The organism is Pseudomonas sp. SWRI68 (genome assembly GCF_014269165.1).
Lineage (GTDB): Bacteria > Pseudomonadota > Gammaproteobacteria > Pseudomonadales > Pseudomonadaceae > Aquipseudomonas > Aquipseudomonas capeferrum.
On the sequence record NZ_JABWRU010000002.1, the window covers coordinates 378,558 to 404,676 of the forward strand.

Sequence of the window (26,119 nt, forward strand, 5' to 3'; positions counted from 1 at the left end):
GGCCTAGTCCTTGTCGGCGTGCGTCATGGCGGTGTAGAACAGCCACGACACCAGCAGGATGATCAGGAAGTACACCAGCGAAAATGCCGCAGCCGGCCCCAGGTCGAACTGCCCTACCGCCATGCGCGTGAGGGTCTGGCTAAGGAACGTGGTGGCATTGCCGGGCCCGCCACCGGTCAGCACGAACGGCTCGGTGTAGATCATGAAGCTGTCCATGAAACGCAGCATCACTGCGATCAACAGCACGTTCTTGAGCTTCGGCAGCTGGATGTGGCGGAACACCGCCCAGGCCGACGCCCGGTCGATGCGGGCGGCCTGGTAATAGACATCTGGTATGGCCCGCAAGCCCGAATAACACAGCAGCGCCACCAGCGACGTCCAGTGCCAGACATCCATCACCAACACCGTGAGCCAGGCGTCGAACGGGTCACTGGCATAGTTGTAGTTGACCCCGAGCTTGGCCAACGCGGCGCCCATCAGGCCAATGTCGGCACGGCCGAAGATCTGCCAGATGGTGCCGACCACGTTCCACGGGATCAGCAGCGGAATGGCCATCACGATCAAGCAGATCGACGCCATGCGGCCCTTGGTCGGCATCGTCAGGGCGATGGCGATCCCCAGCGGAATCTCGATCAGCAGCACGCAGCCTGAATAGATGAACTGGCGCAGCAGGGCATCGTGCAGGGCAGGGTCACGCAGTACCTGGCGGTACCAGTCGGCCCCCACAAAATAGCGATTGGACTGATCGAAGATGTCCTGCACCGAATAGTTGACCACGGTCATCATCGGCACCACCGCGCTGAACGCCACCAGCGTGAACACCGGCAGCACCAGCCACCAGGCCTTGTTGTTGCGCACCTTGTTCATGGCCCGGCCTCCAGCAGTACATCATCGACGTAGAGCATCAGCCATTGGCTGGGCAGGCTCACCCAGGCCTGGCCCACCGGCAGTGGGCGGTCCTCGCCCAGGCGCGCCTTGAGCGTGGCACCGCCGAGCGTGAAGGTGACGATGCGGTAGGTGCCCAGGTCTTCGACATCCAGCACCTGCACCGCAAAGGCGTGGTCGAGCGGGGTGTCCCAGAGCTGCACGAACTCCGGCCGTATCCCTACTTGCAGGCGCCCACCTCCCGTTGCCGCCAAGCGTTCGCGCAAGCCATCGGGCAATGCCAGGTGCAGGCCGCCGAAGCTCACCCCATCGGCTTCGGCGTGTACGTCGATGAAGTTCATGCCCGGGCTGCCAATGAAATAGCCGACAAAGGTATGACGTGGCCGCTCGAACAACTCGCGCGGGGTTGCGAACTGGACGATGCGCCCAGCGTGCATCACCGCGATCTTGTCGGCGAAGGTCGAGGCCTCCAGCTGATCGTGGGTGACGTAGATCATGGTGATGTTGAACTGCTCATGGATCTGCTTGAGCTTGCGCCGCAGCTTCCACTTCAGGTGCGGGTCGATCACCGTCAAAGGCTCGTCGAAGAGGATCGCCGAGACGTCTTCGCGTACCAGGCCACGGCCCATCGAGACTTTCTGCTTCTCGTCGGCGCTGAGGTTGCGCGCCTTCTTTTTCAGCACGGCGGACAGGTCGAGCACCTCGGCGATCTCCTCCACCCGTGCTCGCACCCTGCCCTCGTCCACCCCCTGGTTGCGTAACGGGAACGCCAGGTTGTCGAAGACCGTCATGGTGTCGTACACCACCGGAAACTGGAACACCTGGGCAATGTTGCGCGCCTGCGGCGACAGCGCGTTGACCGGCTTGCCGTCGAACAGCACTTCGCCGTGAGAAGGCGTAAGCAGCCCCGAGATGATGTTGAGCAAGGTCGACTTGCCGCAACCCGAAGGCCCGAGCAAGGCATAGGCACCCCCTTGCTCCCACACGTGCTCCAGCGCGTGCAAGGCGTAGTCTGCCTCCGAGGCCGGCTGGCGGCTGTAGCTGTGCGCCAGCTGGCGCAGACGGATCTCGGCCATCAACGACGCCTTGCCTGGCGCAGGCCCGGGGCCTGTACCAAGGCCCCGGCATTGTCGAAGACAAACAGCTTGTGCGTGGGGATGAACACCCTGATCGGCGTGTCCACCTGGTACTCGTGCACGCCCGGCAAGTGCAGGGTCATCCGCCAGTGCTCATTGCGCACATGGAGGAAGGTTTCCGAGCCACTGATCTCGGCCAGCTCCACCAGTACCGCCAGCTCCAGGTCATCGTCATGGGTCGGCACCAGGGTGATGTGGCTGGGGCGCACACCAAAGCGGTAGTCACCTTCGCCTAGGCGTTGCAGGTCGGCGTTGCGGGCAAAGTGCACCGCCTGCGCCAGGCTCACCTCATTGCCCGCGATGCGCCCGGGTATCAGGTTGATGGGGGGTTCGGAAAACAGCTCGGCGGCCAGCACGCTGCTGGGCTGCTGATAGACCGCCGTGGTTGGGCCGCTCTGCACAATGCGCCCCTGGTGCAAGAGCGTTGTGGTACCGCCCAGCGCCAGCGCTTCATTGGGCTCGGTGGTGGCATAGACGGCAATGCAGTTGCGCTGGGCGAACAACGCCCGCAGCTCTTGGCGCAGGCCTTCGCGCAGCTTGTAATCGAGGTTGACCAACGGCTCGTCGAACAGGATCAACGAAGCATCCTTGACCAGCGCCCGGGCCATCGCCGTGCGTTGCTGCTGGCCACCGGACAACTCCAGCGGCAAGCGCTGCAGGTAAGCCTCGATGCGCAGCATTTCGGCGGTTTCCTGTACCCGTCGGCGCACCTCTGCCTCGGCCAGGCGTGCCTGGCGCAGGGGTGAAGCGATGTTCTCGTACACGCTCAGGGTCGGGTAATTGATGAACTGCTGATACACCATCGACACGTTGCGCTGGCGCACCGGCACCCCGGTGACATCGCTGCCGGCCATCAGCACGCGGCCCCGGTCCGGTCGGTCAAGCCCCGCCATCAGGCGCATCAGGCTGGTCTTGCCGGCCAAGGTGCGGCCCAGCAGCACGTTGAACGACCCCGGCTCGAAACGCAGGGACGCATCGACGATGCACGCCTGGTTGTCGACACTGCGGCTGACCTGCTCCAGCACCAGGGACATGGCGTGGCCTTTTCTTGATTGTTGTGCGCAGGGCACAGCCAGTTTCGTGCCAGCCCTGCCTGATCGCTCTGGCCCGCGCCTTAACCTGCCAGGGCCTGCCATTGCCCGTTCACACCTGAACACCTGCCCTGAACAGCTGAACAGGCGTGGGTTTGACAATGAACAACCGTGGACGACACTGAACAGCGGTCGACTGATAACAACAAACACACAGGACAGGCCCATGGCCGCATCCGCTTCGCCCCATGCCCAACTGATCCAGGCGTCCTGGGCGCGATGCCGCGAGCATGGCCTGCAACCCCAGCGTGCACCCGACTTCGATTGCCTGACCGCAACCGAACTGAACAGCCTGCTGGAGCGGCGCCATGCGCTGTTGCGGCTGACCCGTGATGAAGTGCTGCCACACTATGCACACCTGCTGGGCAACGCCAGCTACCTGGTGATGCTGGCCGACGCCAGTGGTTGCCTGCTTGACACCTGGGGTTCGCAACGCTTCGTCGACCCGCGTCAACGCCATGGTTTCAGCGCAGGCGCCCATTGGCTCGAACGCGGCGTGGGCACCAATGCCCTGGGTACTGCGCTGGTCTGCGCCGAAGCGATCCACGTTGGCCAGGATGAACACTTTCTGCAGCAGAACCGCTACCTATGCAGCGCCGCTGCGCCGGTGTTCGATGCCGAGCGGCAACTGGTCGGCGCGCTCGATGTGGCCAGCGACGGCTACCTGCCCGCCAGCCAGACGCTCGGCCTGGTGCGCATGATGGGCCAGAGTCTGGAGAACCGGTTGATCCTCGCGCAGCATGGCGACCATCACGCCCAGCTGCTGTTCAACAGCGCCTGCGACAACCTCGACAGCCCTTGGGCGGGCTTGCTGGTATTCGATGAGCGCGGCCAGGTGCTCGCGGCCAATCACCGGGCCGACAGTTTGCTCGGCGGCAACCCGCTGCGGCAGAACCTCGAACAATTGTTCCAAACGCCCTTGCAGCAGTTGCTGGCCCAGCCCCAGCAACAGCCGTTTGCCCTGCAGGCGGCCGGCCGCCACCGTTTCCACTGCCAATGGCAACCGCCCCGCCACGGCCCCACACCCACGTCACCCGGTCACGGTGACCCGCGCCTGGGCCAAGCCTTGGGCCAAGCCAGCCTGCTACTGGAAAAGGACATCCCGGTATTGATCCAGGGTGAAACCGGGGTGGGCAAGGAAGTCTTCGTCGAGGCCCTGCACCGCGCCAGTAGCCGCGCCGGCCAGCCGCTGATCGCCGTCAACTGCGCGGCAATCCCCGCCGAGCTGGTCGAGTCGGAGCTGTTCGGCTATGACAAAGGCGCCTTCACCGGCGCTCATCACAAGGGCAACCCCGGGCTGATCCGCAAGGCCGATCACGGCATTCTGTTTCTCGACGAAATCGGCGACATGCCACTGCCGACCCAGGCCCGACTGCTGCGCGTACTGCAATCACGCAGCATTCAGCCCCTGGGCAGCGGCGAGCCAGTGACCGTAGATATCCGCGTGGTATCGGCGAGCAATCGCGACCTGGCCGACGCCGTGCGTACCGGTCGATTTCGCGAAGACCTTTACTACCGGGTAGCCGGGCTGACCCTCAGCTTGCCGGCCTTGCGCGAACGCAGTGATCGGCGCGCGCTGATCGAGCAGGTGCACGCCCGGCACCTCGCCCCCGGGCAACCACGGCAATTACCACCCAGCACCCTTGAACTGTTGTTGCACCATCCCTGGCCGGGCAACCTGCGCCAACTCAACAGCGTACTGCAGGTAGCCCTGGCCCTGGCCGGCACGCAGCCAATCGGCATCGAGCACTTTTCAGTGTGCTTCCTTGCCCAGGCCAGTGCACTCACGCCAAGCCCGCAGGTCGCAGCGACGCAAACGCCCGCCACTGACCTGGCCCACCTGCTGAACACCTGCGACGGCAACATTTCTGCGCTGGCGCGCTTGCTGGGCATTAGCCGCACCACCCTGTACAAACGCCTGCGCGAACAAGGGCTGGAACCCTCCCACCTGTAAGCCTGTAGCGGCCTCTCAACCATCAACCGCCGCGCCAGGCCTCGGGCTGCCGATAGCCTTGCGCCCACGCCACCACCTCGCTCGCCGGCATCGGCCGGGCAATGCAATAGCCCTGCGCCAGCTCACAGCCCAGCGCCATCAACACCCGCCCGTGCTCGACACTCTCCAGGCCTTCGGCAATCACCTCGCGGCCAAACGCCCGCGCCAGCCCGATCACCGCCCCGGTCAGGGCCAGGTCGTCCTGGTCATGAAGGATGTCGCGCACGAATGACTTGTCGATCTTGATGGTTTGGGTGGGCAAGCGCTTGAGGTAGCTGAGCGACGAATAACCGGTGCCGAAATCGTCCAGCGAAAAGCGCACGCCCAGGGCCCGGCAAGCATCCAGGCAGCGGCTGACATGCTGCAGGTTGTCGATGGCCACCGACTCGACGATTTCCAGGTCCAGCCGCGTCGGGTCAACCCCCGCATGCGCTGCCAGCAACTGCTCCAGGCGCTCGACGAAATCATTGCGCTGCAGATGCCGCGCCGCGATGTTGACACTCAGCGACCAAGGCTGCCCCAGTCGTTGCCAGGCCTGCAGCTGGCTCAACGCCTGGTCGATCACCCATTCGCCAATCTCGATGATCAAGTCGGTCTGCTCCACCCAGGGCAGGAACTCACCGGGAGGCACCAGGCCACGACCCGGCCGTTGCCAACGCAACAAACCCTCGAACCCCAGCACCTGGCCGCTGCGCAAATTGACCTTGGGCTGGTAGTGGAGGCACAGCTCACTATTGCGCAGTGCCCGACGTACCCGCGCCACAGTCTGGTGGGTGGCCTTGAGCTCCTGCTCCTGGGACACATCGAACAGGTGATAGCGGTTGCGCCCCCGCTGCTTGGCCACGTACATGGCCTGGTCAGCGTGGCGCACCAGTGTATCGGCATCCTCATCGTCGAGCGGGTAGAGCGTGACGCCGATACTGGCGCTTAGCGAAAGGGTGTGCTCACGTACTACATACGGGGTCGACAGCGCGCGCAACACACGGCGCAGGGCCGCATCCAGCTGACGGTCGTCACCGACATTGCGCAGGATCAACACGAACTCGTCACCCGATAACCGGGCGACGGCATCCCCACCGCGCAAGATACCTTTCAGGCGCTGCGCCACTTCGACCAGCAACAGGTCACCCGTGGCATGCCCGTAACCATCGTTGACCGCCTTGAAGCCATCCAGGTCGAGCATGCACACGGCCAGCGGTATGTCCTCGCGACGCGAAAAAGCCAACGCCTGGTTGAGCAAGTCGGACAGGAAGGCGCGGTTGGGCAGGCCCGTCAGCACATCGTGGCCCACCCGCCACTGCAGGGTATGCAGCAGCTGGCGCTTCTCGGTGACATCGAAACGTATCGACACATACTTGCGTACCTTCCCAGTCGCGGGGTCGACCAGCGGCACCATGGTACTGTCCACCCAGTACAGCGAACCGTCCCTGGCACGGTTGCAGATCTCGCCCTTCCACACCTTGCCGGCGGCCAGTGCCCGCCACATGCCCTCGAAGAACTCCGGCTCATGCAGGCCGGAGTTCAGAATGCGATGGTTGGCGCCCAGCAGTTCGTCCCGGCTGTAACCCGAGATGCTGCAAAACTGCTGGTTGACATAGGTAATGCAGCCACGCAGGTCGGTTTCGGAAAAGATCGCGGCCGCGTCCACGGCCGCGCGGTAGTTATCGTCCATAAGCATCCTGCCCTAGCGGTTGAAGCGCTCCACGAGGGCGCGTAATCCTGCGCACACCTCTTCCAGCTCGGCACCGCGCGAGGCGGCGGCGTTGGCACTGTGGGCGCTGTGTTGGGCAATACCCGCCACACCGTTGATCTGCCGCGACACCTCTTCGGCCACGACAGACTGCTGCTGCGAGGCCGTGGCCATCTGCTGGCTCATGTCACTGATACGCTGCACCGCTGCACGAATACCGTGCAGTGCCTGCTGTGCTTCCTGCACCTGGGCTACGCCCTCTTCGGCACCCTGGATACCTTGGCTGGCAATGGCCACGGCGTCCTCGGCGCCGCTGCGCAGGCCGTCGATGATGGCCTGGATATGCAACGTCGACTGCCGGGTCTTGTCGGCCAACGCCCTTACTTCATCGGCTACCACGGCGAAGCCGCGGCCCTGCTCGCCGGCACGGGCGGCCTCGATGGCGGCATTGAGGGCCAGCAGGTTGGTCTGTTCGGCAATGCCACGGATCATCCCGGCAGCCTCGGCGATGGCACCGGTCTGGCCGGCCAGGTGGGTGACCGCCTGATTGATCTGGTCCACCGTGCCGGCCAAGGCGCGAATAGCCGTGCCGCTGGCGTCGGCCACGCGGCTGCCCTGCTCGGCCAGCAGGTGCGCGGTTTGCGCCTCGGCTGCGGTGAGCTGCACATGGTTGACCACCTCACCGATCGATGCAGTCATCTGGGCCATGGCGGTTGCGCTCAGGTCGGTTTCGGCGCGCTGTTCCAGCAGCGCCGTTTCGGTGCCGCGCGACAACCGCCCGGCATCGTGGGCGGCCACCGCCATCTGCGTGGCGAGATCGCTGAGGCGGGTCAACGCGGTCTTCAGGCGGGCTTCTTCACCGATCAGGATCAGTTGCAGTTGCCCAGCCGCACCGGGCAAGTCGCTGTAGGTCAAGGCGGCGGTCGGGTCGGCGAAGGTCCCTTCGGCGCCCCGGATCACCCGCCGCAGCTGGCGGCCCAGGTCGTTGCGCATCCACAGGCCGTAGGCGGCGAACAAGGCCAGGGTCACGCCCTGCCCTGGCCAGCCCGGCAAGAGCTGGTTGGCGCCCACCGCCAACACCCCGCCCAGCAGTGGCAACGCCAAGGCCTGGGCCAGCAGCGCCAGGCGGCGGGCGTTCGACAGCGGCGCCTGGCCTTGGCGCAAGCGCGCATACAATGCCTCGGCACGGCGCACCTGCTCGCGGGTCGGGCAGACCCGCACCGACTCGTAGCCAATGACCCGGCCCCCTTCAAGGATCGGCGTGACATAGGCATTGACCCAGTAGTAGTCACCGTTGCGGCAGCGGTTCTTGACGATACCCATCCAGCTTTTGCCGGCTTTCAGGTGGCGCCACATCAAGGCATACACCGCTGCGGGCATGTCCGGGTGGCGCACCAGGTTGTGCGGGCTGCCGATCAGTTCGGCCTCGCTGTAGCCGCTGATGGCGGCAAACTCTGGGTTGCAGTAGGTAATCAGGCTGGTGGTGTCGGTGGCGGAAATAAGCCGCTGACCCGAGGGGAAACGTTGCTCGACCGGGGTTACCGGGAGATTGAGGCGCACGATGAGACTCCATTCACTGACGAACCGGCACTCTGCCCATCGATGGCCATCGGAACCGATCCGCATCGATCCGCTCAAATGTGCACATGTGCTTCCAGCCACACCGGCATGAGGCCGAATGACACTGGAGACTCGATGATGACTGTCCGGTCAAGTGGCGAATTCTACGAAATCCATCACATAAATCCAACAAAGGTGATCAATCATGGCGTTGCGCCATGCGGATAGATATCGTTAAGTTCTTGATTCTAAATGGGAATTAAGTGATGACGAGATCAGCTCTGGGGTTTGCCCTGCGTCGCTACCGCAAGCTGGCGGGTCTGACCCAGGCACAATTCGCCGAGCGAACCGGCTTCGACCCCAAGACTATCAGCCGTTTCGAGACGGGCACCTATACCCCCAGCGTTGATGCGCTCATGGCGTTCGCCGGCGTGCTGGGCGTCAAACCCAAGGACTTCTTCGCCGAACCGGACGACGAAGAGGAGCAGCGCGCCTATCTGTTCGGTGTCATCCACAACGCCCCACCCAAAGACCTTGGCAAGCTGATTGCAGCAGTGGACGAGGTATTGGCCAAGCCCTGATCTGATTCTTCCCTTTCTTGGGGCGAACTGTGCAGCCCCGACCAAATGGCAACGCACCGAATTAGAGCCTGGCAGGGCCGATTGCACCACAACTGGTCAGACCGGTAAGGCCAAAAACCCTTGCAATGTAGGATTTTTCGCGCTTTTATGGCCTCGCGCTGAACAAACCGGTAAGACCACAATAATTAAGTCCTGCGCTCTTTGACCCTCGCGGCATCGAAGCAAGGACACCGATCAGAGATCACTCCCATGCTCAAATGGTGCTCGCGTTCGATCTTCCTGCAAGTTGTGCTGGGCCTTGCCCTCGGCATTGCCTGCGGCCTCAGCTTCCCCGACCTCTCCCTGCAACTCAAACCCCTCGGCGACGGCTTCATCAAGCTGATCAAGATGCTCATCGGCCTGATCGTGTTCTGTGTCGTGGTCAGTGGTATTTCCGGTGCGGGCGACCTCAAGAAGGTCGGGCGAATCGGCCTGAAGTCGGTCATCTACTTCGAAGTGCTGACCACCATCGCCTTGGTGATCGGCCTGGTATTCGCCTTCAGCAGCGGCATCGGCAGCGGCGCCAACATCCACCTGGACCAGTTGTCCAGCGCCGATGCCAACGGCCTGGCCGAGCGCGGCCAGCACATCCACGGTGCCACCGCGTTCTTCATGGACCTGATCCCGACCTCGGTAGTCGGTGCCTTCGCTGACAACAACATCCTGCAGGTGCTGCTGTTCTCGGTGCTGTTCGGCAGCGCGCTGAACCTGGTGGGCGATTCGGCGGCGGGTATTTCGCGGCTGATCAACGAGCTCAGCCACGTGATCTTCCGCATCATGGGCATGATCGTGCGCCTGGCACCGATCGGTGTGTTCGGCGCCATCGCCTTCACCACCAGCAAATATGGCCTGGAATCGCTGCAACACCTGGGTGGCTTGGTCGCGTTGTTCTACCTGACCTGCGCCGGCTTCGTGCTGGTCGTGCTGGGCACCGTCATGCGCGTGTCGGGCCTGAAACTGCTGCCCCTGATCAAATACCTGCGCGAAGAACTGACCATCGTTCTTGGTACCGCCTCGTCCGACGCCGTGCTGCCACAGATCATGCGCAAGCTCGAGCACCTGGGCATTGGCAGCTCCACCGTCGGCCTGGTCATCCCGACCGGGTACTCGTTCAACCTCGACGGCTTCTCCATCTACCTGACCCTGGCCATCGTGTTCATCGCCAATGCCACCGGCACGCCACTGGAGATGACCGACCTGCTGACCATCCTGCTGGTATCGCTGGTGACTTCCAAGGGTGCTCATGGCATCCCAGGCTCGGCGTTGGTGATCCTCGCCGCCACCCTGACCGCTGTGCCGGCCATCCCGGTAGTAGGCCTGGTGCTGGTGCTGGCCGTGGACTGGTTCATGGGGATCGGGCGGGCACTGACCAACCTGATCGGCAACTGCGTGGCCACCGTGGCCATCGCGCGCTGGGAAAAGGACATCGACCTGGAACGCGCGCAGAACGTGCTCGCTGGCAAACCTGGTTTTGCCCACACACCCCGCAAGCAGCCCAACGCCCATCAACAGGAATTCTGATCGAACAAGGCCGGCGTTGGACGCCGGCCCTTCCAGGAGCGAACCGTGATCAGCTCATCAACCGTCGTCACCTCAGTGGTGGAAAAACTGCGCCAGGCCCTGGCCCGCGGCCAATGGCGTTCTGGCGACATGCTGCCGGGCCAGCGCGAACTGGCCGAACAACTGGGCATCAGCCGCCCCAGCCTGCGCGAGGCCGTCACCGTGCTGGAAACCTTGGGCCTGGTGCGCGCCCTACCGGGTAAAGGCGTACTGGTATTGGATGCCGACGCCGCCCTGCCGGAGCCCGGCATCGACACCAGCGCGTCGGCCAGCCTGGCCGATGTGCTGGAGCTGCGCTACACCCTCGAACCCTTCATCGTCGGCCTGGTGGCGCAGTCGGCCAACAGCCACGACATCGGCCAACTGCGCCTGACGCTGATGGACATGCGCGAAGCACTGGACGCCGATGACAGCGAAGCCGGAGTCAAAGCCTACATCGCGCTGCATGAGGCGCTGTTCGCCCTGACCACCAACCCGATCTTCCAGAGCGTGGTGCAACAGACCAGCAATGCCCTCAAGCAAAGCGCCGACATGCTGCGCAACTCGCCCGAGCATCTGGCCGCGCGGCTGAAGGAAAGCAATGCCGTGGTGCGCGCCATCCGCGAACGCAACAGCGCCGAGGCCAGTGCCCAGATGCGTCAGCACATCCTTGCCGAAGGCCAGCGCATGGGCATCCAGCTGAACATCCCGGACGAACACCCACGCCCTTGACCACAGGAGAGCGACCATGACCGCCAGCGCCCACGCCGCCCCCCACCTGCCTGCCCTGCTCGTCGCTGGCGAAACTCGCCTGTCGGCCGACCAGATCTACCCACGGCTATTCGACGCGATCCTCGAACAGCGCCTGCCACCCGGCGCCCTGCTGCCCGAGCAAGCCCTGGGGCATGCCTTTGGGGTAAGCCGGACGGTGATCCGTCGGGTGCTCGGCCGCCTGTCGGACCAGCAGGTGGTGGTCCAGCGCCCCAGCCACACTGCGCACCTGGCCGCCCCCGACCCAGACCAGGCGCGCCAGGTGCTCAGTGCCAGGCGCCTGGCTGAAACCACCTTGATTACCCTGGCTGCGCAGCGCGCGCGGCCGGCTCAGATCCGCCAGCTGCGCCTGTTGGTCGAGCGCGAGCGCCAGCACCATGAAAGTGGTGAGCGCTGCGCGGCCATCCGCCTGGGCGGCGAGTTTCACCTGAAGCTCGCGCAGGTCGCCGCCAACGCGCCACTGGCGCGGTTCCTCAACGGCCTGGTGCCGATGACCTCGCTGATCATTGCCCGCTACGAGTCACCCTGCTGCGACCACTGCGCCTGGGAAGAGCATGCGGCGATCATCGATGCGGTGGAAGCCGGGGATGCGGCGGCAGCGCTGGCATTGATGCATGAGCATCTTGACCGGCTGCAAGACAAACTCGACCTGGGCTGAGGTTTTTTTCACGGCCGCCCTATACTCGAGAAACCACCCCAGCCTCTACCCAGGGAGGCGGCCGCGTGAGCTCGCGTATGCCGTTACTGCTGCTTTGCCTGCTGTTGGCCCTCGGCGGCTGCGCGGGCAAGCGCCCGCCTGCCCCGCCACCTGCCGCGGTGCTGACCCCGGCCACGTGGCAGCGCATCGATCAGGACCTGATCGATGCCTCGGTGGGCGCTGCAGGTTCTGCCAACGACTATGCCCGGCGCTCCATGCGGGTGTGGAAGGAACAGGTGCAGCAACGTACCGAAAATGAGTTCATCCCATGGTTCACCGGTTACTGGACCCAGCAATGGCTGACCCTCAAGGTGGCCTGGTACAAGCTCGACAGCGGTGAAGGCCGCGAGCCTGCGCAAAAACGCCTGGCGCTGTACCTTCAGGAGCAGTACCACGAGCGGGTGATCGAGCCGGTGGCCGAGCAGATCAACCCGGAGGGCATCCGCGACCGTGCCTGTGAGCTGTATGTGCAGTTGCTCGGCCAGCAACTGCCGGCCATCATCGCCCGCTACAACGCGCCGCCCGAGCAACTCAGCCAACGCCTCAATCGCATACCCGCCATCGCCCTGGGCCCACCCGATGCGCGCAACGCCAGCCTCTATCAACTGCTGCGCGCCAAGTCGCTGGACCAGCAACCGGCCTGGCAAGCCATGCGCCAGCATCTGCACGAGCAAGCCAGCAAAGGGCCTGGGCAGACCGACGTGGGGCTGTCATCGGTGGCCACGCGGGCCAGCGAGAAACTCGGTGCCACCCTGGCGCCGCGCGGCATTGCCAGCGCCGTGGCTTCGGCGGTGGGCAAGGTGGCCGGGGCGATGATCTCGGTGGCGGCGGCAGGCTACGGCATGATCACCCACGACCGTGAGCAACCGCAGATGGTCGAGCAGTTGCGGGTGATCCTCAATGTCGCGCTGAACCAGGAATGGCAGGAGCTGATGGAAAACCGCCAGAGCGGGGCGATGGCCGGCGTCTATTACCTGTCGGGGCAGGTCGAGGACAACCTGCTGGCCAGCGCGCCGCGGCCGGTGGAGCCTGTGGAGCCGCAGGCAGAACAGAAGCAGACGCCACTGTTGATACGCCTGCCGCCGTAGCGGTTAGCGGTACCGGCCTCAGGCAGTGGCCAGCGCCGAGCGGGGCAAGCCGAAAATCCGGTCGAACGCCCAGTTGTAGGCAAAGGTGTAGCACGGCACCAGAATGATGAATGCCAGGTCCACCACAAACGCCTCCACCAGGCTCATCCCCAGCCACCAGGCAATCAGCGGAATCAAGTACACCACCAAGGTCAGCTGAAACCCGATGGCATGTGCCACACGCCGCCCCACGCTGCGCCCGCGCTTGGCCTGGCGGCTCTCCCAGCGCTCGAACAGCGTGTTGTAGATCAGGTTCCAGAGCATGGCGATGGTGGTGATCATCACGGCCAGTGGCCCGGTGTGGGACGCCTCAGTGTCTGACAGATACGCCAGCCCGAGGGTCGACATGCACAGCCCGATCAATTCATAAAACGTCACGTAGACCAATTTGCGTTTAACGCCCTGCACCCCGTTTTACCTCTATTTGACTAACAACGATGGGGCGGGAGAATGCTTCAATCTTCTTGACAGTAAAAGTCAGCAGCTGTCAGATCAACTGACAGGAGGCTGCCATGAACTTTTCCAGCGACAATATCCAGCTGTTTCTCGCCGTGCTCGATCGCGGCTCGTTCTCTGCGGCCGCGCGCGCGTTGCACCGCGTGCCCTCGGCGGTAAGCATGGCCATCGGCAACCTGGAGGCAGAGCTCGGCTACAGCCTGTTTGAACGTGGCCCGCGCGAAGTCCGCGCGACCGCCCAAGCCTTGGCCCTGGAGCCCCATGCCAGGCTGATCGCCGAACAGCTCGGGCTGTTGCAAGTACATGCCCTGGAGCTGTCCCAAGGGCTTGAGAGCAGCCTGACCATCGCCGTGATCCCGGACATCGACCATCGCCCGCTGCTGGCCGCCATCGCCCAGCTTGGTGAGCGCTACCCGTTGCTCGACATCGCACTGCTCAGCGCCCCGCAGGAAGACGCACTGCACCTGCTCGACAGTGGCCGCGCCGACCTCTGCGTGGCCTTCGCCGGCCTGCAGGTGGATGCCCGTCGCGGCTTTCAGCACATCGGCATGGAATCGCTGGTGGCAACGCTGTCACCCGCGCACCCGGCCGTGCTCGAAGACCGCGTTCACTACCTCGAAGACCTGATCAACGTGCGCCAGATCCTGGTGCGCAGCCGCGACCTGCCGCTGACCGACCCGCGCGCCCTGATTGGTGCCACGCACTGGTCCACCGACAGCTTCGATGTCGCCCTGCAGATGGTCGAGGCCGGCCTCGGCTGGGGGGACCTGCCACTCTCGCGCATCGCACCGCTGCTAGCGGCCGGGCGCCTGGTGCGGCTGGGCTTTCGCAATACCCGCAACGAGTTGCAGTTACCCGTGCACCTTTTGTGGCGCAAGCAGCAGCCGCTGCAGCAGGCGGCGCGTTTGTTGATTGAGCAGCTGTCCATGCGTTGAACGCCGTTCGTCGAAACGTCCTAAAGAAATTTCGCTAAGTGTTTCAATTTTTTAACCCGCAAGCCGATAGCCAATCGACAGGGCGCAGCGCGTCATGAGCGCGCTACGCCCTCCCCTCATTGGCCCAAGGTCTCGAAACATGAACCTGAAATTTCGCCACAAGATCCTGCTCAGCGCCTGCGGCGTCGTGGTCCTGGCTTTTGCCCTGTTCACGCTCTACAACGACTACCTGCAACGCAACACCATTCGCCAGAACATCGAGTCTTCGGTGCAGCAATCCGGTGAGCTAACCGCCAGCAGCGTGCAGAACTGGATGAGCGGGCGCATCCTGGTGCTGGAAAACCTGGCCCAGGACATCGGCCAGCAAGGTGCCGGTGACACCCTGGCCGGGTTTATCGAGCAGCCTTCTTACACGCGCAATTTCCTGTTCACCTACCTGGGCCAGGCCAACGGCGCATTCACCCAGCGCCCCGACGCGCAGATGCCCGCCGGTTACGACCCCCGCCAGCGCCCGTGGTACAGCACCGCGGCAAGCGCCGGGCAAACCGTGTTGACCCCGCCCTACCAAGGCGCCGTCGGCGGCCTGGTGGTGACCATTGCCACCCCTGTGAAAAGCAAGGCCAATGGCGAGCTGATCGGCGTGGTAGGCGGTGACGTCACTCTCGATACCCTGGTAGAGATCATCAACTCGGTTGATTTCGGCGGCATCGGCCACGCCTTCCTTGCCGACAGCAATGGCCAGGTAATCGTCAGCCCCGATAAAGACCAGGTGATGAAAAACCTCAAGGACATCTACCCTGGCAGTGGCTTGCGCGTCGTGTCGGGCATGCAAGATGTCACCCTCAACGGCCAGCAGCGCCTCATCTCCTTCGCGCCGGTTTCCGGCCTGCCTTCCGCACAGTGGTACATCGGCCTGTCGATCGACAAGGACAAGGCCTACGCCGCCCTTGACCAGTTCCGCACGTCGGCAATCATCGCCATGCTCATCGCCGTAGCGGCCATCGCCGGCCTGTTGGGCTTGCTGATCCCGGTGCTGATGCAACCGCTGACCACCATGGGCCGTGCCATGCGCGACATCGCCGAAGGCGAAGGCGACCTGACCCGCCGCCTGGCCGTGCAGAACAAGGACGAGTTCGGCGAACTGGCCACCTCGTTCAACCGCTTCGTCGAACGCATCCATGCCTCGATCAGCGAAGTGTCCTCGGCCACCCGCCTGGTGCATGACCTGTCGGAAAAAGTCGTCAATGCCTCCAACGCTTCGATCACCGGCTCCGAAGAACAGAGCATGCGCACCAACAGCGTGGCGGCGGCGATCAACGAGCTGGGCGCCGCCACCCAGGAGATCGCCCGCAACGCGGCCGACGCCTCGCAGCATGCCAGCGGTGCCAGCGAGCAGGCCCATGGCGGCCGCGAAGTGGTCGAGGAAGCGATCAGTGCCATGACCGCCCTGTCGCAGCGCATCAGCGAGTCCTGCGCGCAGATCGAAACGCTCAATGCCAGCACTGATGAGATCGGCAAGATCCTCGATGTGATCAAGGGCATCTCGCAGCAGACCAACTTGCTGGCGCTCAACGCTGCCATCGAGGCAGCCCGTGCCGGTGAGGCCGGCCGAGGCTTTGCCGTGGTCGCCGACGAGGTACGCAACCTGGCGCACCGCACCCAGGAATCGGCCGAAGAAATCCACCGCATGATCACCAGCCTGCAGGTGGGTTCACGCGAGGCGGTGCATACCATGAACACCAGCCAGGTCTCCAGCGAGCAGACCGTGCAGGTGGCCAACCAGGCCGGCGTGCGCCTGGCCAGCGTGACCCAGCGTATCGGTGAGATCGATGGCATGAACCAGTCAGTGGCCACTGCCACCGAAGAACAGACCGCCGTGGTCGAGAGCCTCAACCTGGACATTACCCAGATCAACGCCCTCAACCAGCAAGGCGTCGAGAACCTGAACGAAACATTGCTGCACTGCGATCAACTGGCCCAACAGGCTGGCCGCTTGAAGCAGCTGGTAGGCAGCTTCAGAATCTGAGTGCCGCTGTAACGCAAGGCCGCTCCTGTAGGAGCGGCCTTGCGTCGCGATGGGCTGCAAAGCAGCCCCCTACACCACCACCACCTTCGCAGCCTTACCCCGCCGCACCCAAGCCACCAACACCGCCGCCATCAGCACAAACCCCAGGTACCCAAACAGCGGATACACCTCGCCCACCAAGCTGATGAACCCCACCAGGCTGCAGCCGAACGCCACCACCCCTGTCACCACCGAGCCCCAGCGAAACTTCGCCGTACCCGCCGGCAACAGCCGCGACAGGAACGAGAACATCGTCCCCACCGCCGTGTTGACGATCATGCCGAAGATGATCAGGCACATCACCACCCCCAACACCGGCGACACCTCATTAGCGATCGACAGCATCGGCATCGGCAGGTCGGCGACACTGTCCAGGCGTGACAACAGCCCGGCGGTCATCACCAGCATCAAGCCGCCCAGCGCCGCGCCCCCCAGCAAGCCACCCCATACCGCCGTCTTCTCGCCTTTGGCCGAGCCCCCCAGAATGGCCAGGATCGGCGCACCGGCAACGATGTTGTAGGACACATACAGAAACGCGCCCAGCAGCCAATGGCGCGTGCCTGCCTGCTGCTGGCTGGCCAGGTGGTCGAGGTCGGCGAAACTCTGTTCACGGGTAAACACGGCATACAGTGCAATCGCCGAAGCCACCAGAATCAGCAACGGGGTGATCGCGCCGATGGCCAGGATCACCTTGCGCACGTCCAGGCACACGATGCCCACCACCACGAGCGTTACCAGCACACTGCCGGTCAATGCCGGGATGCCGAACTGCTGCTCCAGCAAAGCACCGCCACCGGCCAGCATGACCACGGTGACGGCGAACATGAAGAAGGTGATCAGCCAATCGACGAACAGGCCCAGGTGACGGCCACAGATGGCCTGGATCACGTCTTTGTGCGACGTGGCCCGCTGGCGGTTGCCCAACCCCGCCAGGGCCATGCCGAGGAAGGTGAACAAGGCGGCGCTGACCATCGCGCCAACCAACCCCCAGACCCCGAAATCGACAAAGAACAACAGCAGTTCCCGCCCCGAAGCAAAGCCCGCCCCTACGATCACGCCGACAAAGGCGCCGGCGATTTTCAGCTGCTCTTGCATGTGAACCTCTGTATTTATTGTTGTTAGGTGTGTTTGAGCGCCACGCATTCCTGTACAGAAGCGGCCTTGCCAGGGCGACCTGTCACTCCCCGATAAACGCCTGCACTTCGATTTCTACATCGACCCCCAGTGCCAATGCCGAGGCCACCGTCGAGCGCACAGGCAACGCGGCGCCGAAGTACGCTTTGTAAACCTCGTTGAAACCCGCAAAGTGGCTCATGTCCGAAAGCCACACCGTGGCCTTCACCACCTGGTCGAAACTCGCCCCACAGGCCGCCAGGCTTTCGCCGATGCGCTCGCAGGCAGCGCGGGTCTGGGTCTGAATATCCCCCCGTACCACTTCACCGCCGGCACTCATCGGCACCTGCCCGGACAGGAACAGAAAACCGCCCGCCTTCACCGCACGCGAAAACGGAAACGGCAAGCTGCTGGGGAAACGCTGGATGTCATTGCTCATGAGAAGCTCCTTTCAAGGTTGCTGGAAACGTGCCGGGGACAAGCGCTCGGGCGCCACCCCCTGGCGGACAAGGCTAGGGCACAGCGGCTGACCGAGCAGCAGGTCGGCCGCCAGGCGTGAAGCCCCTGCGGCCGACTGGATGCCATAACCACCTTGTGCCGCCAGCCAGAAGAACGCGGGGCTGCGCGCATCGAAACCGATCACCAGGTCGCCATCGGCTACGAATGAACGTAAACCGGCCCAGCTGTGGCTCGGGCGGCGGATACTTAGCGTGGTCATGGCTTCGATGTTGTAGATGCCCAGTGCCACATCGAGCTCCTCGGGCGCAGCGTCCTGGGGTTCGACCGGGTCGGCGTTGGCCGGCGAACCAAGCAGCTGGCCGGCGTCGGGCTTGAAGTAGAAGCTCTCGTCAACGCCGATCACCGCCGGCCAGCGGGCGAAGTCCTGGTCTGCCGGGCCGGGGAAGGTGAAGGCGCTGCGCCGGCACGGTTGCAGGCCGATGGGGCCAACGCCGCACTGCTCGGCGACACGGTCGGCCCAGGCACCGGCGGCATTGACCAGCCGACGTGCCTGGAGATGGCTGCCATCGCTCAGTTGCACCTGCCATACCCCGTCGAGGTAGCAGGCCTGGGCCAACTCGGCATTGCAGCGAAGCTCGCCGCCGGCAGCGCGATAGCCGCGCAAAAAACCCTGGTGCAGCGCGTGCACGTCCAGGTCCATGGCGCCCGGCTCCAGCACCGCGCCCGCCAGTACTTCAGCGCGCAAGTTCGGCACCAGGGCCAGGGCCGCATCGCGGTCGAGCAGGCTGACGTCGGTGCCGTTGGCCAAGTTCTGCGCGTGGGCCTGTTCGAGCAGTTGCCGTTGCTCGACGCTGGCGACATAGAGACAGCCGCGCGGTTCAAGCAGGGGGTGTTCGCAGAAGCCTTGTGGCGGCGTTTCATAGAACGCGCGGCTGGCGCGGGTCAGGGCTTGGATCTGCGGGGTGCCGTAGGCCTCCATGAACATCGCGGCCGAGCGCCCCGTCGAGTGGTAGCCCGGTTGCGACTCGCGCTCGAGCAGCAGCACCCGTTGCTGGCCCGCCAGGCGATAGCCCAGCGAGGCGCCGGCGATTCCGGCGCCAATGATCAAGGTGTCGTAGATCGTGGTCATGCGCGCTCCTGCCCCTATAATTATCATTTATGAGAATTCTAATATATGAGAATTTAGAGATGCGCAAGTGTCCAAGGTAATATGCCCGACCAACGCCGTATGCCGAGTGCACCGAATGCCCGATGACCGCCCCGATGCTTTGCCCCTGCTAGACCGCGCCGCCGTAGGCAGGCGCCTGCGCCAGGTGCGCAAGGCCCGCCAGCTGACCCTCAAGCAGTTGTCCGAAGCCAGCGGCGTGCCGGTGTCGACGTTGTCGAAAATGGAGCTCGCCCAAGTCTCGGTCAGTTACGAAAAACTGGCCGCCGCCGCCCGCGCCCTGAATGTCGATATCGCCCAGTTGTTTCGTGCCAGCGGCACGGCCGATACGCCAGTACCGGTGACGGTGGTGGTTGATTCACTGGCGGCCGTTGCGGGCTACGCGACCGGCACCTACGACTATCACCCGATTGCCGGCGCCTTCCCCGAGCGCCGCATGACCCCGGCCTATGCCCGCATCATCGCCCGCGAACGCGGGCAGTTCGACGATTTTATCCGCCATCCTGGCCAGGAGTTCGCCTTGGTCATCTGCGGGCGTGTGCGTATCGAGTTCGAGACCGGTGAAGCGGTCAGCATCGGCCCGCAGGAGACCGCGTACTTCAACAGCCAGGTGGGGCATATCTATCTGTCGGAAAGCGAGGATGGCGGGGATGCGCATGTGATGGTGGTCATGACAGACCGTTAAGGCGCGCTTTCACGCTCCTGTGCAGACGCCACGCGGTTATAACCTAATAACGAACAAGTCTATTTGGCTATAAAAAATTCTATATGCTGGCTTCTATCCGATAACGGGCAAAGTTGGGCAGTCGAGTAGCGTATGGATGTAGGTTCTTTCGGTTTCACCCTTGCCGGGCTGGTTGTAGGTTTCATCGTCGGCATGACCGGCGTGGGTGGCGGCTCGCTGATGACCCCTATCCTCTTGTGGTTTGGCATCAACCCGGCCACCGCTGTCGGCACCGACCTGCTGTATGCCGCCATCACCAAGGCCAGTGGCGTCTGGGTGCATGCCCGCAACAAGAACATCGACTGGAAAATCACCGGCCTGCTGAGCCTGGGCAGCGTACCCGCCGCCGCCATCACCTTGTGGTTCCTCAGCACCCTGCACACGGACACCTCGGCGCTCAACGCCATCATCAAACAGGGCCTGGCGGTGGTGTTGATCCTCACCGCACTGGCCATTCTGTTCAAGTCGCGCCTGCAGGCCTTCGCCAGCCGCCATGCCGGTGATCACTACCACCTCAGCGACCGCAGCCTGAACACGCTTACCGTGCTCACTGGCGTGGTGCTGGGTGTCATGGTCACCCTCACCTCCATCGGCGCCGGTGCCTTGGGCACCGTGGCACTGTTCCTGCTGTACCCGTTCCTGGTCACCCGCCGCCTGGTCGGCACCGAAATCGCCCATGCTGTGCCGCTGACCCTGGTCGCGGGCCTGGGCCACGCCGGCATGGGCAACATGGACTGGTCGTTGCTGGGTTACCTGCTGCTCGGCTCGCTGCCGGGTATCTACATGGGCAGCCACCTCACCGGGCGCATTTCCGACCGCGTATTGCGCCCTTGCCTGGCGGCGATGCTGCTGATGATCGGCTACAAGCTGGCGTTCTGAACCACGCTTGCCGCCGCTAGGCGCCCAGACGCAGCCGCCACTGCCCGGTAAAGCTGAGTTCAAGGCGCGATAGCGGCAGCACATCGATGCGCTGGTGGGTGCTCAACGGGCACCCCAACAGCTGTACCAGCACGGCACGGATGACCATAGGGTGGGTCACTGCCAACCATTCGCCCGGCGTGTCGAACGCCGCCAGCCAGGCCGCCACGCGCTGGCACAGTTGTGCAAAAGACTCCCCGCCATGGGGCGCGCTGTGCGGATTATCCAACCACTCGGACAACGCCTGCGGGTTCTGCGCCTGCAACTGCTTGAGCGACAGCCCCTGCCACTGCCCCAAGTCGCAATCTGCCAACGCAGGCTCAACACGCGCCTGTGTCTGCGCCGATAACCAAGCCGCCGTCTCGCAAGCTCGGCGCTCCGGCGCTGTCAGTACCTGCATAGCAGGCCCGATTGCCACAGGCGGCTGCACCAGCGCCAGCATGCCGTCTTTGGGCGTGGGCAAGCGCCCGGTCTTCTGGGCTTGAGTCAGGGCATGACAAACAAGGGTCAGGCGAATGGCTTTCACCGGTGCTTCCTTCATGGCAGGCGGGGGCGAATGGTTTAGTATGCGATGATGTTTTTTTCTGCAACAAGATGCACCACCTAGGCTATTTGCCACTAGTAAGTGCCTTTCAGACGGATCTTCCCCTGCTGTACCCTTAGAAAACAAAGAAGTTGCTGCATGACCGATATGACACGTCGATCGTTGGTAGGCCTGTGCATGTCCCTACCGCTGCTCGGCTAGCTAAGTTGGGCCAGTGAAGCCCCAACGGCTGCCAGCCCTCGCCCGGTATGTATCAACTACAACGAAAGCCCGTTGGCCCCAAACTCGGCAGCCCGCCAGGCGATGAGCGAGGGTATCAGCCTGTACAGATGCTATCCTTACTACGCACTGTATCGACTGATTGATGTATTCGCCGGCTAGCATGGGCCTGGACGAGGAGCAGGGGTTCTGTGGCTCCAAACTGGCCCAGCAGCATGCGGTGATGGTATTTACCGGGACGCGCAGCCTGGTGGTGGCCGAACCGTCTTATGAAGCGACGGCGCAAGCCGCCGAAGGTCGTGGTACCACTGTGCACAGCATCAACCTGAACGCCAGCCACGCTCACGACATAGACGCTATGCTCGCGGCCGACCGCTCACCGGGGCTAATCTGCCTGTGCAACCCCAACAACCCAACTGGTAGTTTGACACCACGCTAGGCCATCGAACGATTGCTCACGCATAAACCGGTCGGCAGCGTGGTATGTAGCGGACTAGGCCTAACTTTATTTCAACGACGCCCAGATCTGCATCGGCGCGATCAAGGAATAGCCTGAGCTACTGGTACTGCAGACCTTCTGCAAACTCTATGGCATGGCAGGTGCGGCCTGAGTCTGGCCATTGCTCAGCCGCCGCTGCTGAAACGTCTTGAAGTCCACGACGGCCAGAATCTATCCGCTGCCCCCACGCTGATGGCAGACCTGGCCAGCCTGTAAGACCGCCAGTTGGTCCCCCAACGCAAGGCCGAAAACGCCCGCCTGGGTGAACAGACGATCACCTGGCTGGGCGAACGTGGCTTATGTGTGAGCGTTGGGACATACAGCGGTTCGCGAGGCGTTTGCCAAGGTGATGCTGGGAACAAAAAACTCACTACAGATCTCACCCCCCTAAAACATCCAATAATTTCAAGTTTCAACCTGCAACATATTAGAAAGAAAACCGAGAAGCAAGGTAGCCACAGCAACAGATTGACCAGGCATCTCTAACCATACGTTAAATAGAGCTTGATCTATCCACTCTCTCCACTCGTATCAACCATACATTTAGAAAAGTACGCTTTGTTTACTCCGCAATCCGGACACACCCAGTCACCAGGGAGATCCATAAAATCTATTTCAACCCAAACGCCTGACTCTTGGCACACCTGAACCCCTTCATATTCATACCAACACTTGTGACAAATATATCGTCCTTCCTTCATATTTTCACAACCCCGCTAAAGAAGAAAGATTCATAAGCGTGTTTTTTTCCAACCCTGACTAGCGGCTGCGAGCTCACTCAAAAGATATGAAACCATGACTTTAACTCGTTTCGACAGAAATTTTCCAGATTGATAAACGACCCATGCAGTACCCTGTGGTTCCCCTTTAAAAACCCAATCAGGCAGCAAAACCTGCAACCTATTGTCTCCAATTGCCTCTGCAGCCAAGCACACAGGCAAACACGAGATACCAACACCCGAAAGTGTGGCAGTTAACGTAGCCTCAGGACACTCTGACAAATATCTACCTGGAATTACTACATCACAGCTTTCTGAGACCGATGAGAATCTCCAACATTGTTTATCAGGGTCCCCCACGAAAGGAATACAGCTATGCGAGGTCAAGTCTGAAGGATGATTAGGCCTACTAGATTCCCTGAAATAATTTTCAGCCGCACAAATCACAAAGTCAATCTCGCAGAGCTTGCGCGCGATCATGCCCTCCGGAGGTCTATCAGTTATTATTATTCCCAGATCAATGCCATCTGATATAAAGTCAAACCTTTCACCACACAGCATTTGGACATCCACTTCTCTGTATCGAGACAAAAAAGCAGGAATCAACTTACTACACGCCGCATACAATGATTTTGTCACTGCAATGCGTAACAAGCCCTGGGGGTTATCTGTAAGCTTATCCTTTAATCTAAAAACATTAGCTGACGATTCAAGCACACTTTTGCAGTACCCATAAACCTCCTCTCCCTCCGGGTTTAATTTCAAGTTTCGCGTCGTTCGCTCTAGCAGCCTCAAAGATAATACGCTCTCCAACTTTGTAATTTGCTTACTAATTGAAGAGGCAGTGACACCCAGCCTGACGGAAGCTTCGACAAAACTCCCACTTTCAACAACCACAGCAAATGTCGCCATGCAGGGTAAAATATCAACATGACTTTTTGGTAGGTAGCCTTTAGATTCCATTTCTTGACCACTCACTTTTATGTAAATGTGGCGCTACTGCATCGCACCGCCTTCACCTCTAATTTACAAATCCCAAGACCCAGCCATTAAACCAAATGCAACACTACCGCACCAGCTAAGACCAAGACAATACCCAGCCATTGCAACAAAGTTAATCTATCCCTATAAAATATGTAACCAAGAACAGCAGCCACCCCTCCTGAAAGCGTACTAATTACTGTCACAATCGCAACAGACCCGCTGAGCGCTCCATATGAAAAAGCTGTAAACCCCCCTAAATTAAATAGACTAGCGCCACCTAGCGCCCCATAAGAACTCAACCCAATACTTTTTTTAGTCTTCACACTGAAAACCAGTGGCATCAGAAGCAAAGCTCCAACCAAGTAACTCATCCACAACATATTCACGGCACCGACAGCAGGCAACGCGTAGTTTCCTTGGACCCAGAAACTGCTCCCATAAAGAATGGCAGCTATCAGAGCAAAGCAGATTGCACCTCCCTCCTTCCTATTGCCCATAAACCCATGAGACTTATGCCCCAACCCTACAAGCATTACACCGAACGCGCACACACCTAACCCAAGAATCTGGTAAAAGGTCAGATTCTCCCCACTCATCCACGCCAATAATGTCGTAAAAATACCGTACGACGTTACCAACGGAGCAATTATTGCGATTCTTCCATGCTCGAAGGCTCTAGTAAGTGAAACGGCACCAATTAAGGTTAGAATTGCGGCCGATGCACATATAAGGACAACATCCAGAGGCAATCTAATGATGAATGAGAACCCACTGCTGGAGATGAATACGAAACCACTCAGCATGAGAAACCCTATCAACTGACTGAAGAATACAGAATATTTCACACCAAAGGTTCGCGCATTCACTCCTACTAGATAATCAGTAACCCCCCAACACAAAGCGGCCACAAGCCCCATTATCACATCCATTTTTCGACCTTCTTAAGTTGCGCCAAAAGGCGAATTATCGTCACCCCTTTGGACATCCGCCATGCTGCCCAAAATAACTATTTAAGAAGGCCAACATTGGAACTGTCAACATCATGGATGCGACAGAAAGGATCAATAGCACAGTATAGGAATCGTCTGACAAGAGCCCCTCTCGATATCCTACAGCCAGCACAACCAACTCAGCAGTACCTTTCGTACTCATTAATATCCCGAGCTGCATTGACGCACGCTGCCTCATGCCTACAAGTAATCCCGCAATATAGCAGCTGATAATTTTGCTAATTGTGGCCCCCAATAAAAATACGAATAACCAGAACCAAATATGCACCTGTGAAAGGCCACTTACAGAAATCATCCCCCCAGAAGCTATAAAAAACATAGGAATAACAAGCTGCCTGATACCAAACAGGTACTTATCCCAAGCACCTTTGACCCCAGCTACATCACCCACCACATAAGCAGCTAATAAAGCGCCAACTGAGCTATGAACCCCAAAAAATTCTGTCAACTGCGAGGAGCCAAGCACAATTATAACTGTCACCACCACCTTCACACCATCACCAAGCCCAGCCACTAACTGGGACTTCATTATTATCGGCCTCACTACAAGCAGCATAGTCGCGACATAAATAAGCCCAACCCCAAAATTTAATGCAATGCCGCCTCCTACCCCAGCGCCCAACACAATTGAAATAACAGCCAACGCACACCAGACAAAAACATCTGTATACACTGCTGCAACAACAGCAACGCGCCCTGCTTTAGCCTCAACTATCGCAATATCATCCAGAAGCAAAACCAGAACAGGGAGCGCAGTAACTGAGAATGCAATACCACAAAACAAAATATAACCAAGCAGGGTATGCTGCAACCCCATATCCTCACTAGAATAGAAGGCCAAAACCCCACCAACAGCAAAAGACGTTACAACACCAAAGAATGCAACCAAAGCAATTTTACTATTACTGAGATCTCCTTCTCTTCGAGAAATACCGTGCCAGCATATCTCTACTAAGATTATTATCAAGCCGAGCTCACCAAGGGCATTCAACAGCCCCCTAGTCTCAGGTAAGCCTATGCGGAATGAGATGCTTGGTAGATAGGCGTCAAATATAGCCGGCCCCATAAGCATACCTGTAACTATATCACCAAGCACTCTAGGTTGTCCGAGCGCTACTACCGCCCTTCTACAGACCACGCACACAAACAATAAAACCAACATTACAACTATCAACTTAGACATAATAACACCGTGCTGAT

At 61.1% G+C, this 26,119-nt stretch carries 24 protein-coding genes; 11 read left to right on the forward strand and 13 right to left on the reverse strand.

The genetic code is table 11. The annotated features are described in order from the left end of the window. Positions 1–3: 3 nt before the first annotated feature. The 3 genes from HU770_RS05325 to HU770_RS05335 are packed head-to-tail and all read right to left on the reverse strand — an operon-like array spanning position 4 to position 3,055. On the reverse strand, positions 4–867 hold the full coding sequence (locus HU770_RS05325) for a sugar ABC transporter permease (protein WP_033699117.1): 864 nt from the start codon (positions 865–867) through the stop codon (positions 4–6). Then, positions 864–1,961 carry an ABC transporter ATP-binding protein gene (locus HU770_RS05330; RefSeq protein WP_186663204.1) on the reverse strand — a complete coding sequence of 366 codons (1,098 nt, stop codon included), beginning with the start codon at positions 1,959–1,961 and terminating at the stop codon, positions 864–866. The genes HU770_RS05325 and HU770_RS05330 overlap by 4 nt, the downstream gene beginning before the upstream one ends. Then, entirely contained in the window at positions 1,961–3,055 is a 1,095-nt protein-coding gene (locus HU770_RS05335; protein ID WP_186655173.1) for an ABC transporter ATP-binding protein, read from the reverse strand. Before HU770_RS05335 ends, HU770_RS05330 begins: the two co-directional genes overlap by 1 nt. Positions 3,056–3,278: 223 nt before the next feature. On the opposite strand from HU770_RS05335, the gene HU770_RS05340 reads away from it, so the two are divergent. Further along, entirely contained in the window at positions 3,279–5,066 is a 1,788-nt protein-coding gene (locus tag HU770_RS05340; protein ID WP_186663206.1) for a sigma-54-dependent Fis family transcriptional regulator, read from the forward strand. 22 nt (positions 5,067–5,088) lie between these two features. On the opposite strand, the gene HU770_RS05345 is transcribed toward HU770_RS05340, so the two are convergent. Continuing rightward, a complete protein-coding gene (locus tag HU770_RS05345; RefSeq protein WP_186663207.1) occupies positions 5,089–6,777 on the reverse strand; it encodes a GGDEF and EAL domain-containing protein in 1,689 nt (562 codons plus the stop codon). Between the two features lie 12 nt (positions 6,778–6,789). Continuing rightward, on the reverse strand, positions 6,790–8,355 hold the full coding sequence (locus HU770_RS05350) for a methyl-accepting chemotaxis protein (RefSeq protein WP_186663209.1): 1,566 nt from the start codon (positions 8,353–8,355) through the stop codon (positions 6,790–6,792). A gap of 266 nt (positions 8,356–8,621) precedes the next feature. Here HU770_RS05350 and HU770_RS05355 point away from each other — a divergent pair, with 266 nt between their 5' ends. The 5 genes from HU770_RS05355 to HU770_RS05375 all read left to right on the forward strand — a co-directional run bounded on the left by HU770_RS05355 (position 8,622) and on the right by HU770_RS05375 (position 13,070). Beyond that, the gene (locus HU770_RS05355; RefSeq protein WP_033699126.1) at positions 8,622–8,936 is read left to right on the forward strand and encodes a helix-turn-helix transcriptional regulator; all 315 of its coding nucleotides are present in this window, start codon (positions 8,622–8,624) and stop codon (positions 8,934–8,936) included. 249 nt (positions 8,937–9,185) lie between these two features. Continuing rightward, on the forward strand, positions 9,186–10,496 hold the full coding sequence (locus HU770_RS05360) for a C4-dicarboxylate transporter DctA (RefSeq protein WP_033699127.1): 1,311 nt from the start codon (positions 9,186–9,188) through the stop codon (positions 10,494–10,496). A gap of 45 nt (positions 10,497–10,541) precedes the next feature. Beyond that, positions 10,542–11,246, forward strand: coding sequence for an FCD domain-containing protein (locus tag HU770_RS05365; protein WP_033699128.1), 705 nt, complete (start codon positions 10,542–10,544; stop codon positions 11,244–11,246). A gap of 16 nt (positions 11,247–11,262) precedes the next feature. Beyond that, positions 11,263–11,943, forward strand: a complete 681-nt coding sequence (locus HU770_RS05370; protein ID WP_033699129.1) for a GntR family transcriptional regulator — start codon at positions 11,263–11,265, stop codon at positions 11,941–11,943. A 65-nt stretch (positions 11,944–12,008) separates the two neighbouring features. Further along, entirely contained in the window at positions 12,009–13,070 is a 1,062-nt protein-coding gene (locus tag HU770_RS05375; RefSeq protein ID WP_186663211.1) for a hypothetical protein, read from the forward strand. Positions 13,071–13,088: 18 nt separating this feature from the next. On the opposite strand, the gene HU770_RS05380 is transcribed toward HU770_RS05375, so the two are convergent. Beyond that, positions 13,089–13,517, reverse strand: a complete 429-nt coding sequence (locus HU770_RS05380; protein ID WP_033699132.1) for a PACE efflux transporter — start codon at positions 13,515–13,517, stop codon at positions 13,089–13,091. A 104-nt stretch (positions 13,518–13,621) separates the two neighbouring features. Between HU770_RS05380 and HU770_RS05385 the strand changes: the two genes are divergently transcribed. After that, complete coding sequence (locus tag HU770_RS05385) at positions 13,622–14,500, forward strand: LysR family transcriptional regulator (protein ID WP_033699134.1); 879 nt, start codon at positions 13,622–13,624, stop codon at positions 14,498–14,500. Positions 14,501–14,639: 139 nt separating this feature from the next. Then, the gene (gene mcpA, locus HU770_RS05390) at positions 14,640–16,526 is read left to right on the forward strand and encodes a methyl-accepting chemotaxis protein McpA (RefSeq protein WP_186663213.1); all 1,887 of its coding nucleotides are present in this window, start codon (positions 14,640–14,642) and stop codon (positions 16,524–16,526) included. Between the two features lie 69 nt (positions 16,527–16,595). On the opposite strand, the gene HU770_RS05395 is transcribed toward mcpA, so the two are convergent. From HU770_RS05395 to HU770_RS05405, 3 genes are all read right to left on the reverse strand, one after another. After that, a complete protein-coding gene (locus HU770_RS05395; RefSeq protein WP_186655214.1) occupies positions 16,596–17,660 on the reverse strand; it encodes a hypothetical protein in 1,065 nt (354 codons plus the stop codon). Positions 17,661–17,742: 82 nt separating this feature from the next. Continuing rightward, positions 17,743–18,117, reverse strand: a complete 375-nt coding sequence (locus HU770_RS05400; RefSeq protein WP_186655217.1) for a RidA family protein — start codon at positions 18,115–18,117, stop codon at positions 17,743–17,745. 12 nt (positions 18,118–18,129) lie between these two features. Continuing rightward, a complete protein-coding gene (locus tag HU770_RS05405; RefSeq protein WP_186663215.1) occupies positions 18,130–19,266 on the reverse strand; it encodes an FAD-dependent oxidoreductase in 1,137 nt (378 codons plus the stop codon). A 115-nt stretch (positions 19,267–19,381) separates the two neighbouring features. On the opposite strand from HU770_RS05405, the gene HU770_RS05410 reads away from it, so the two are divergent. Next, positions 19,382–19,987: an XRE family transcriptional regulator gene (locus HU770_RS05410; RefSeq protein ID WP_033699140.1), complete on the forward strand. Its 606-nt coding sequence runs from the start codon at positions 19,382–19,384 to the stop codon at positions 19,985–19,987. A 132-nt stretch (positions 19,988–20,119) separates the two neighbouring features. Next, the gene (locus HU770_RS05415; RefSeq protein ID WP_186655227.1) at positions 20,120–20,905 is read left to right on the forward strand and encodes a sulfite exporter TauE/SafE family protein; all 786 of its coding nucleotides are present in this window, start codon (positions 20,120–20,122) and stop codon (positions 20,903–20,905) included. Between the two features lie 16 nt (positions 20,906–20,921). Here the strand turns inward: HU770_RS05415 and HU770_RS05420 are convergent, their stop codons facing one another. Continuing rightward, positions 20,922–21,470: a histidine phosphatase family protein gene (locus tag HU770_RS05420; RefSeq protein ID WP_186663217.1), complete on the reverse strand. Its 549-nt coding sequence runs from the start codon at positions 21,468–21,470 to the stop codon at positions 20,922–20,924. 382 nt (positions 21,471–21,852) lie between these two features. Here HU770_RS05420 and HU770_RS05425 point away from each other — a divergent pair, with 382 nt between their 5' ends. Beyond that, entirely contained in the window at positions 21,853–22,146 is a 294-nt protein-coding gene (locus HU770_RS05425) for an aminotransferase class I/II-fold pyridoxal phosphate-dependent enzyme (RefSeq protein WP_186663219.1), read from the forward strand. A 791-nt stretch (positions 22,147–22,937) separates the two neighbouring features. On the opposite strand, the gene HU770_RS05435 is transcribed toward HU770_RS05425, so the two are convergent. The 3 genes from HU770_RS05435 to HU770_RS05445 form a co-directional block, all read right to left on the reverse strand. Beyond that, positions 22,938–23,888: a LysR family transcriptional regulator gene (locus HU770_RS05435; RefSeq protein WP_186657487.1), complete on the reverse strand. Its 951-nt coding sequence runs from the start codon at positions 23,886–23,888 to the stop codon at positions 22,938–22,940. Between the two features lie 86 nt (positions 23,889–23,974). Then, complete coding sequence (locus tag HU770_RS05440) at positions 23,975–24,838, reverse strand: DMT family transporter (RefSeq protein WP_186663220.1); 864 nt, start codon at positions 24,836–24,838, stop codon at positions 23,975–23,977. 40 nt (positions 24,839–24,878) lie between these two features. After that, positions 24,879–26,102 (reverse strand): cation:proton antiporter, encoded by a 1,224-nt coding sequence (locus HU770_RS05445; protein ID WP_186657484.1) that lies wholly within the window; start codon positions 26,100–26,102, stop codon positions 24,879–24,881. Positions 26,103–26,119: the final 17 nt, after the last annotated feature.

Coding starts and splice junctions, on each gene's coding strand:
- HU770_RS05435 (WP_186657487.1), bottom strand. CDS start 23,888: ATGGAATCTAAAGGCTACCTACCAAAAAGTCATGTTGATATTTTACCC.
- HU770_RS05335 (WP_186655173.1), bottom strand. CDS start 3,055: ATGTCCCTGGTGCTGGAGCAGGTCAGCCGCAGTGTCGACAACCAGGCG.
- HU770_RS05345 (WP_186663207.1), bottom strand. CDS start 6,777: ATGGACGATAACTACCGCGCGGCCGTGGACGCGGCCGCGATCTTTTCC.
- HU770_RS05360 (WP_033699127.1), top strand. CDS start 9,186: ATGCTCAAATGGTGCTCGCGTTCGATCTTCCTGCAAGTTGTGCTGGGC.
- HU770_RS05325 (WP_033699117.1), bottom strand. CDS start 867: ATGAACAAGGTGCGCAACAACAAGGCCTGGTGGCTGGTGCTGCCGGTG.
- HU770_RS05385 (WP_033699134.1), top strand. CDS start 13,622: ATGAACTTTTCCAGCGACAATATCCAGCTGTTTCTCGCCGTGCTCGAT.
- HU770_RS05355 (WP_033699126.1), top strand. CDS start 8,622: ATGACGAGATCAGCTCTGGGGTTTGCCCTGCGTCGCTACCGCAAGCTG.
- HU770_RS05440 (WP_186663220.1), bottom strand. CDS start 24,838: ATGGATGTGATAATGGGGCTTGTGGCCGCTTTGTGTTGGGGGGTTACT.
- HU770_RS05400 (WP_186655217.1), bottom strand. CDS start 18,117: ATGAGCAATGACATCCAGCGTTTCCCCAGCAGCTTGCCGTTTCCGTTT.
- HU770_RS05425 (WP_186663219.1), top strand. CDS start 21,853: ATGTATTCGCCGGCTAGCATGGGCCTGGACGAGGAGCAGGGGTTCTGT.
- HU770_RS05410 (WP_033699140.1), top strand. CDS start 19,382: ATGCCCGATGACCGCCCCGATGCTTTGCCCCTGCTAGACCGCGCCGCC.
- HU770_RS05445 (WP_186657484.1), bottom strand. CDS start 26,102: ATGTCTAAGTTGATAGTTGTAATGTTGGTTTTATTGTTTGTGTGCGTG.
- HU770_RS05395 (WP_186655214.1), bottom strand. CDS start 17,660: ATGCAAGAGCAGCTGAAAATCGCCGGCGCCTTTGTCGGCGTGATCGTA.
- mcpA (WP_186663213.1), top strand. CDS start 14,640: ATGAACCTGAAATTTCGCCACAAGATCCTGCTCAGCGCCTGCGGCGTC.
- HU770_RS05405 (WP_186663215.1), bottom strand. CDS start 19,266: ATGACCACGATCTACGACACCTTGATCATTGGCGCCGGAATCGCCGGC.
- HU770_RS05330 (WP_186663204.1), bottom strand. CDS start 1,961: ATGGCCGAGATCCGTCTGCGCCAGCTGGCGCACAGCTACAGCCGCCAG.
- HU770_RS05340 (WP_186663206.1), top strand. CDS start 3,279: ATGGCCGCATCCGCTTCGCCCCATGCCCAACTGATCCAGGCGTCCTGG.
- HU770_RS05415 (WP_186655227.1), top strand. CDS start 20,120: ATGGATGTAGGTTCTTTCGGTTTCACCCTTGCCGGGCTGGTTGTAGGT.
- HU770_RS05370 (WP_033699129.1), top strand. CDS start 11,263: ATGACCGCCAGCGCCCACGCCGCCCCCCACCTGCCTGCCCTGCTCGTC.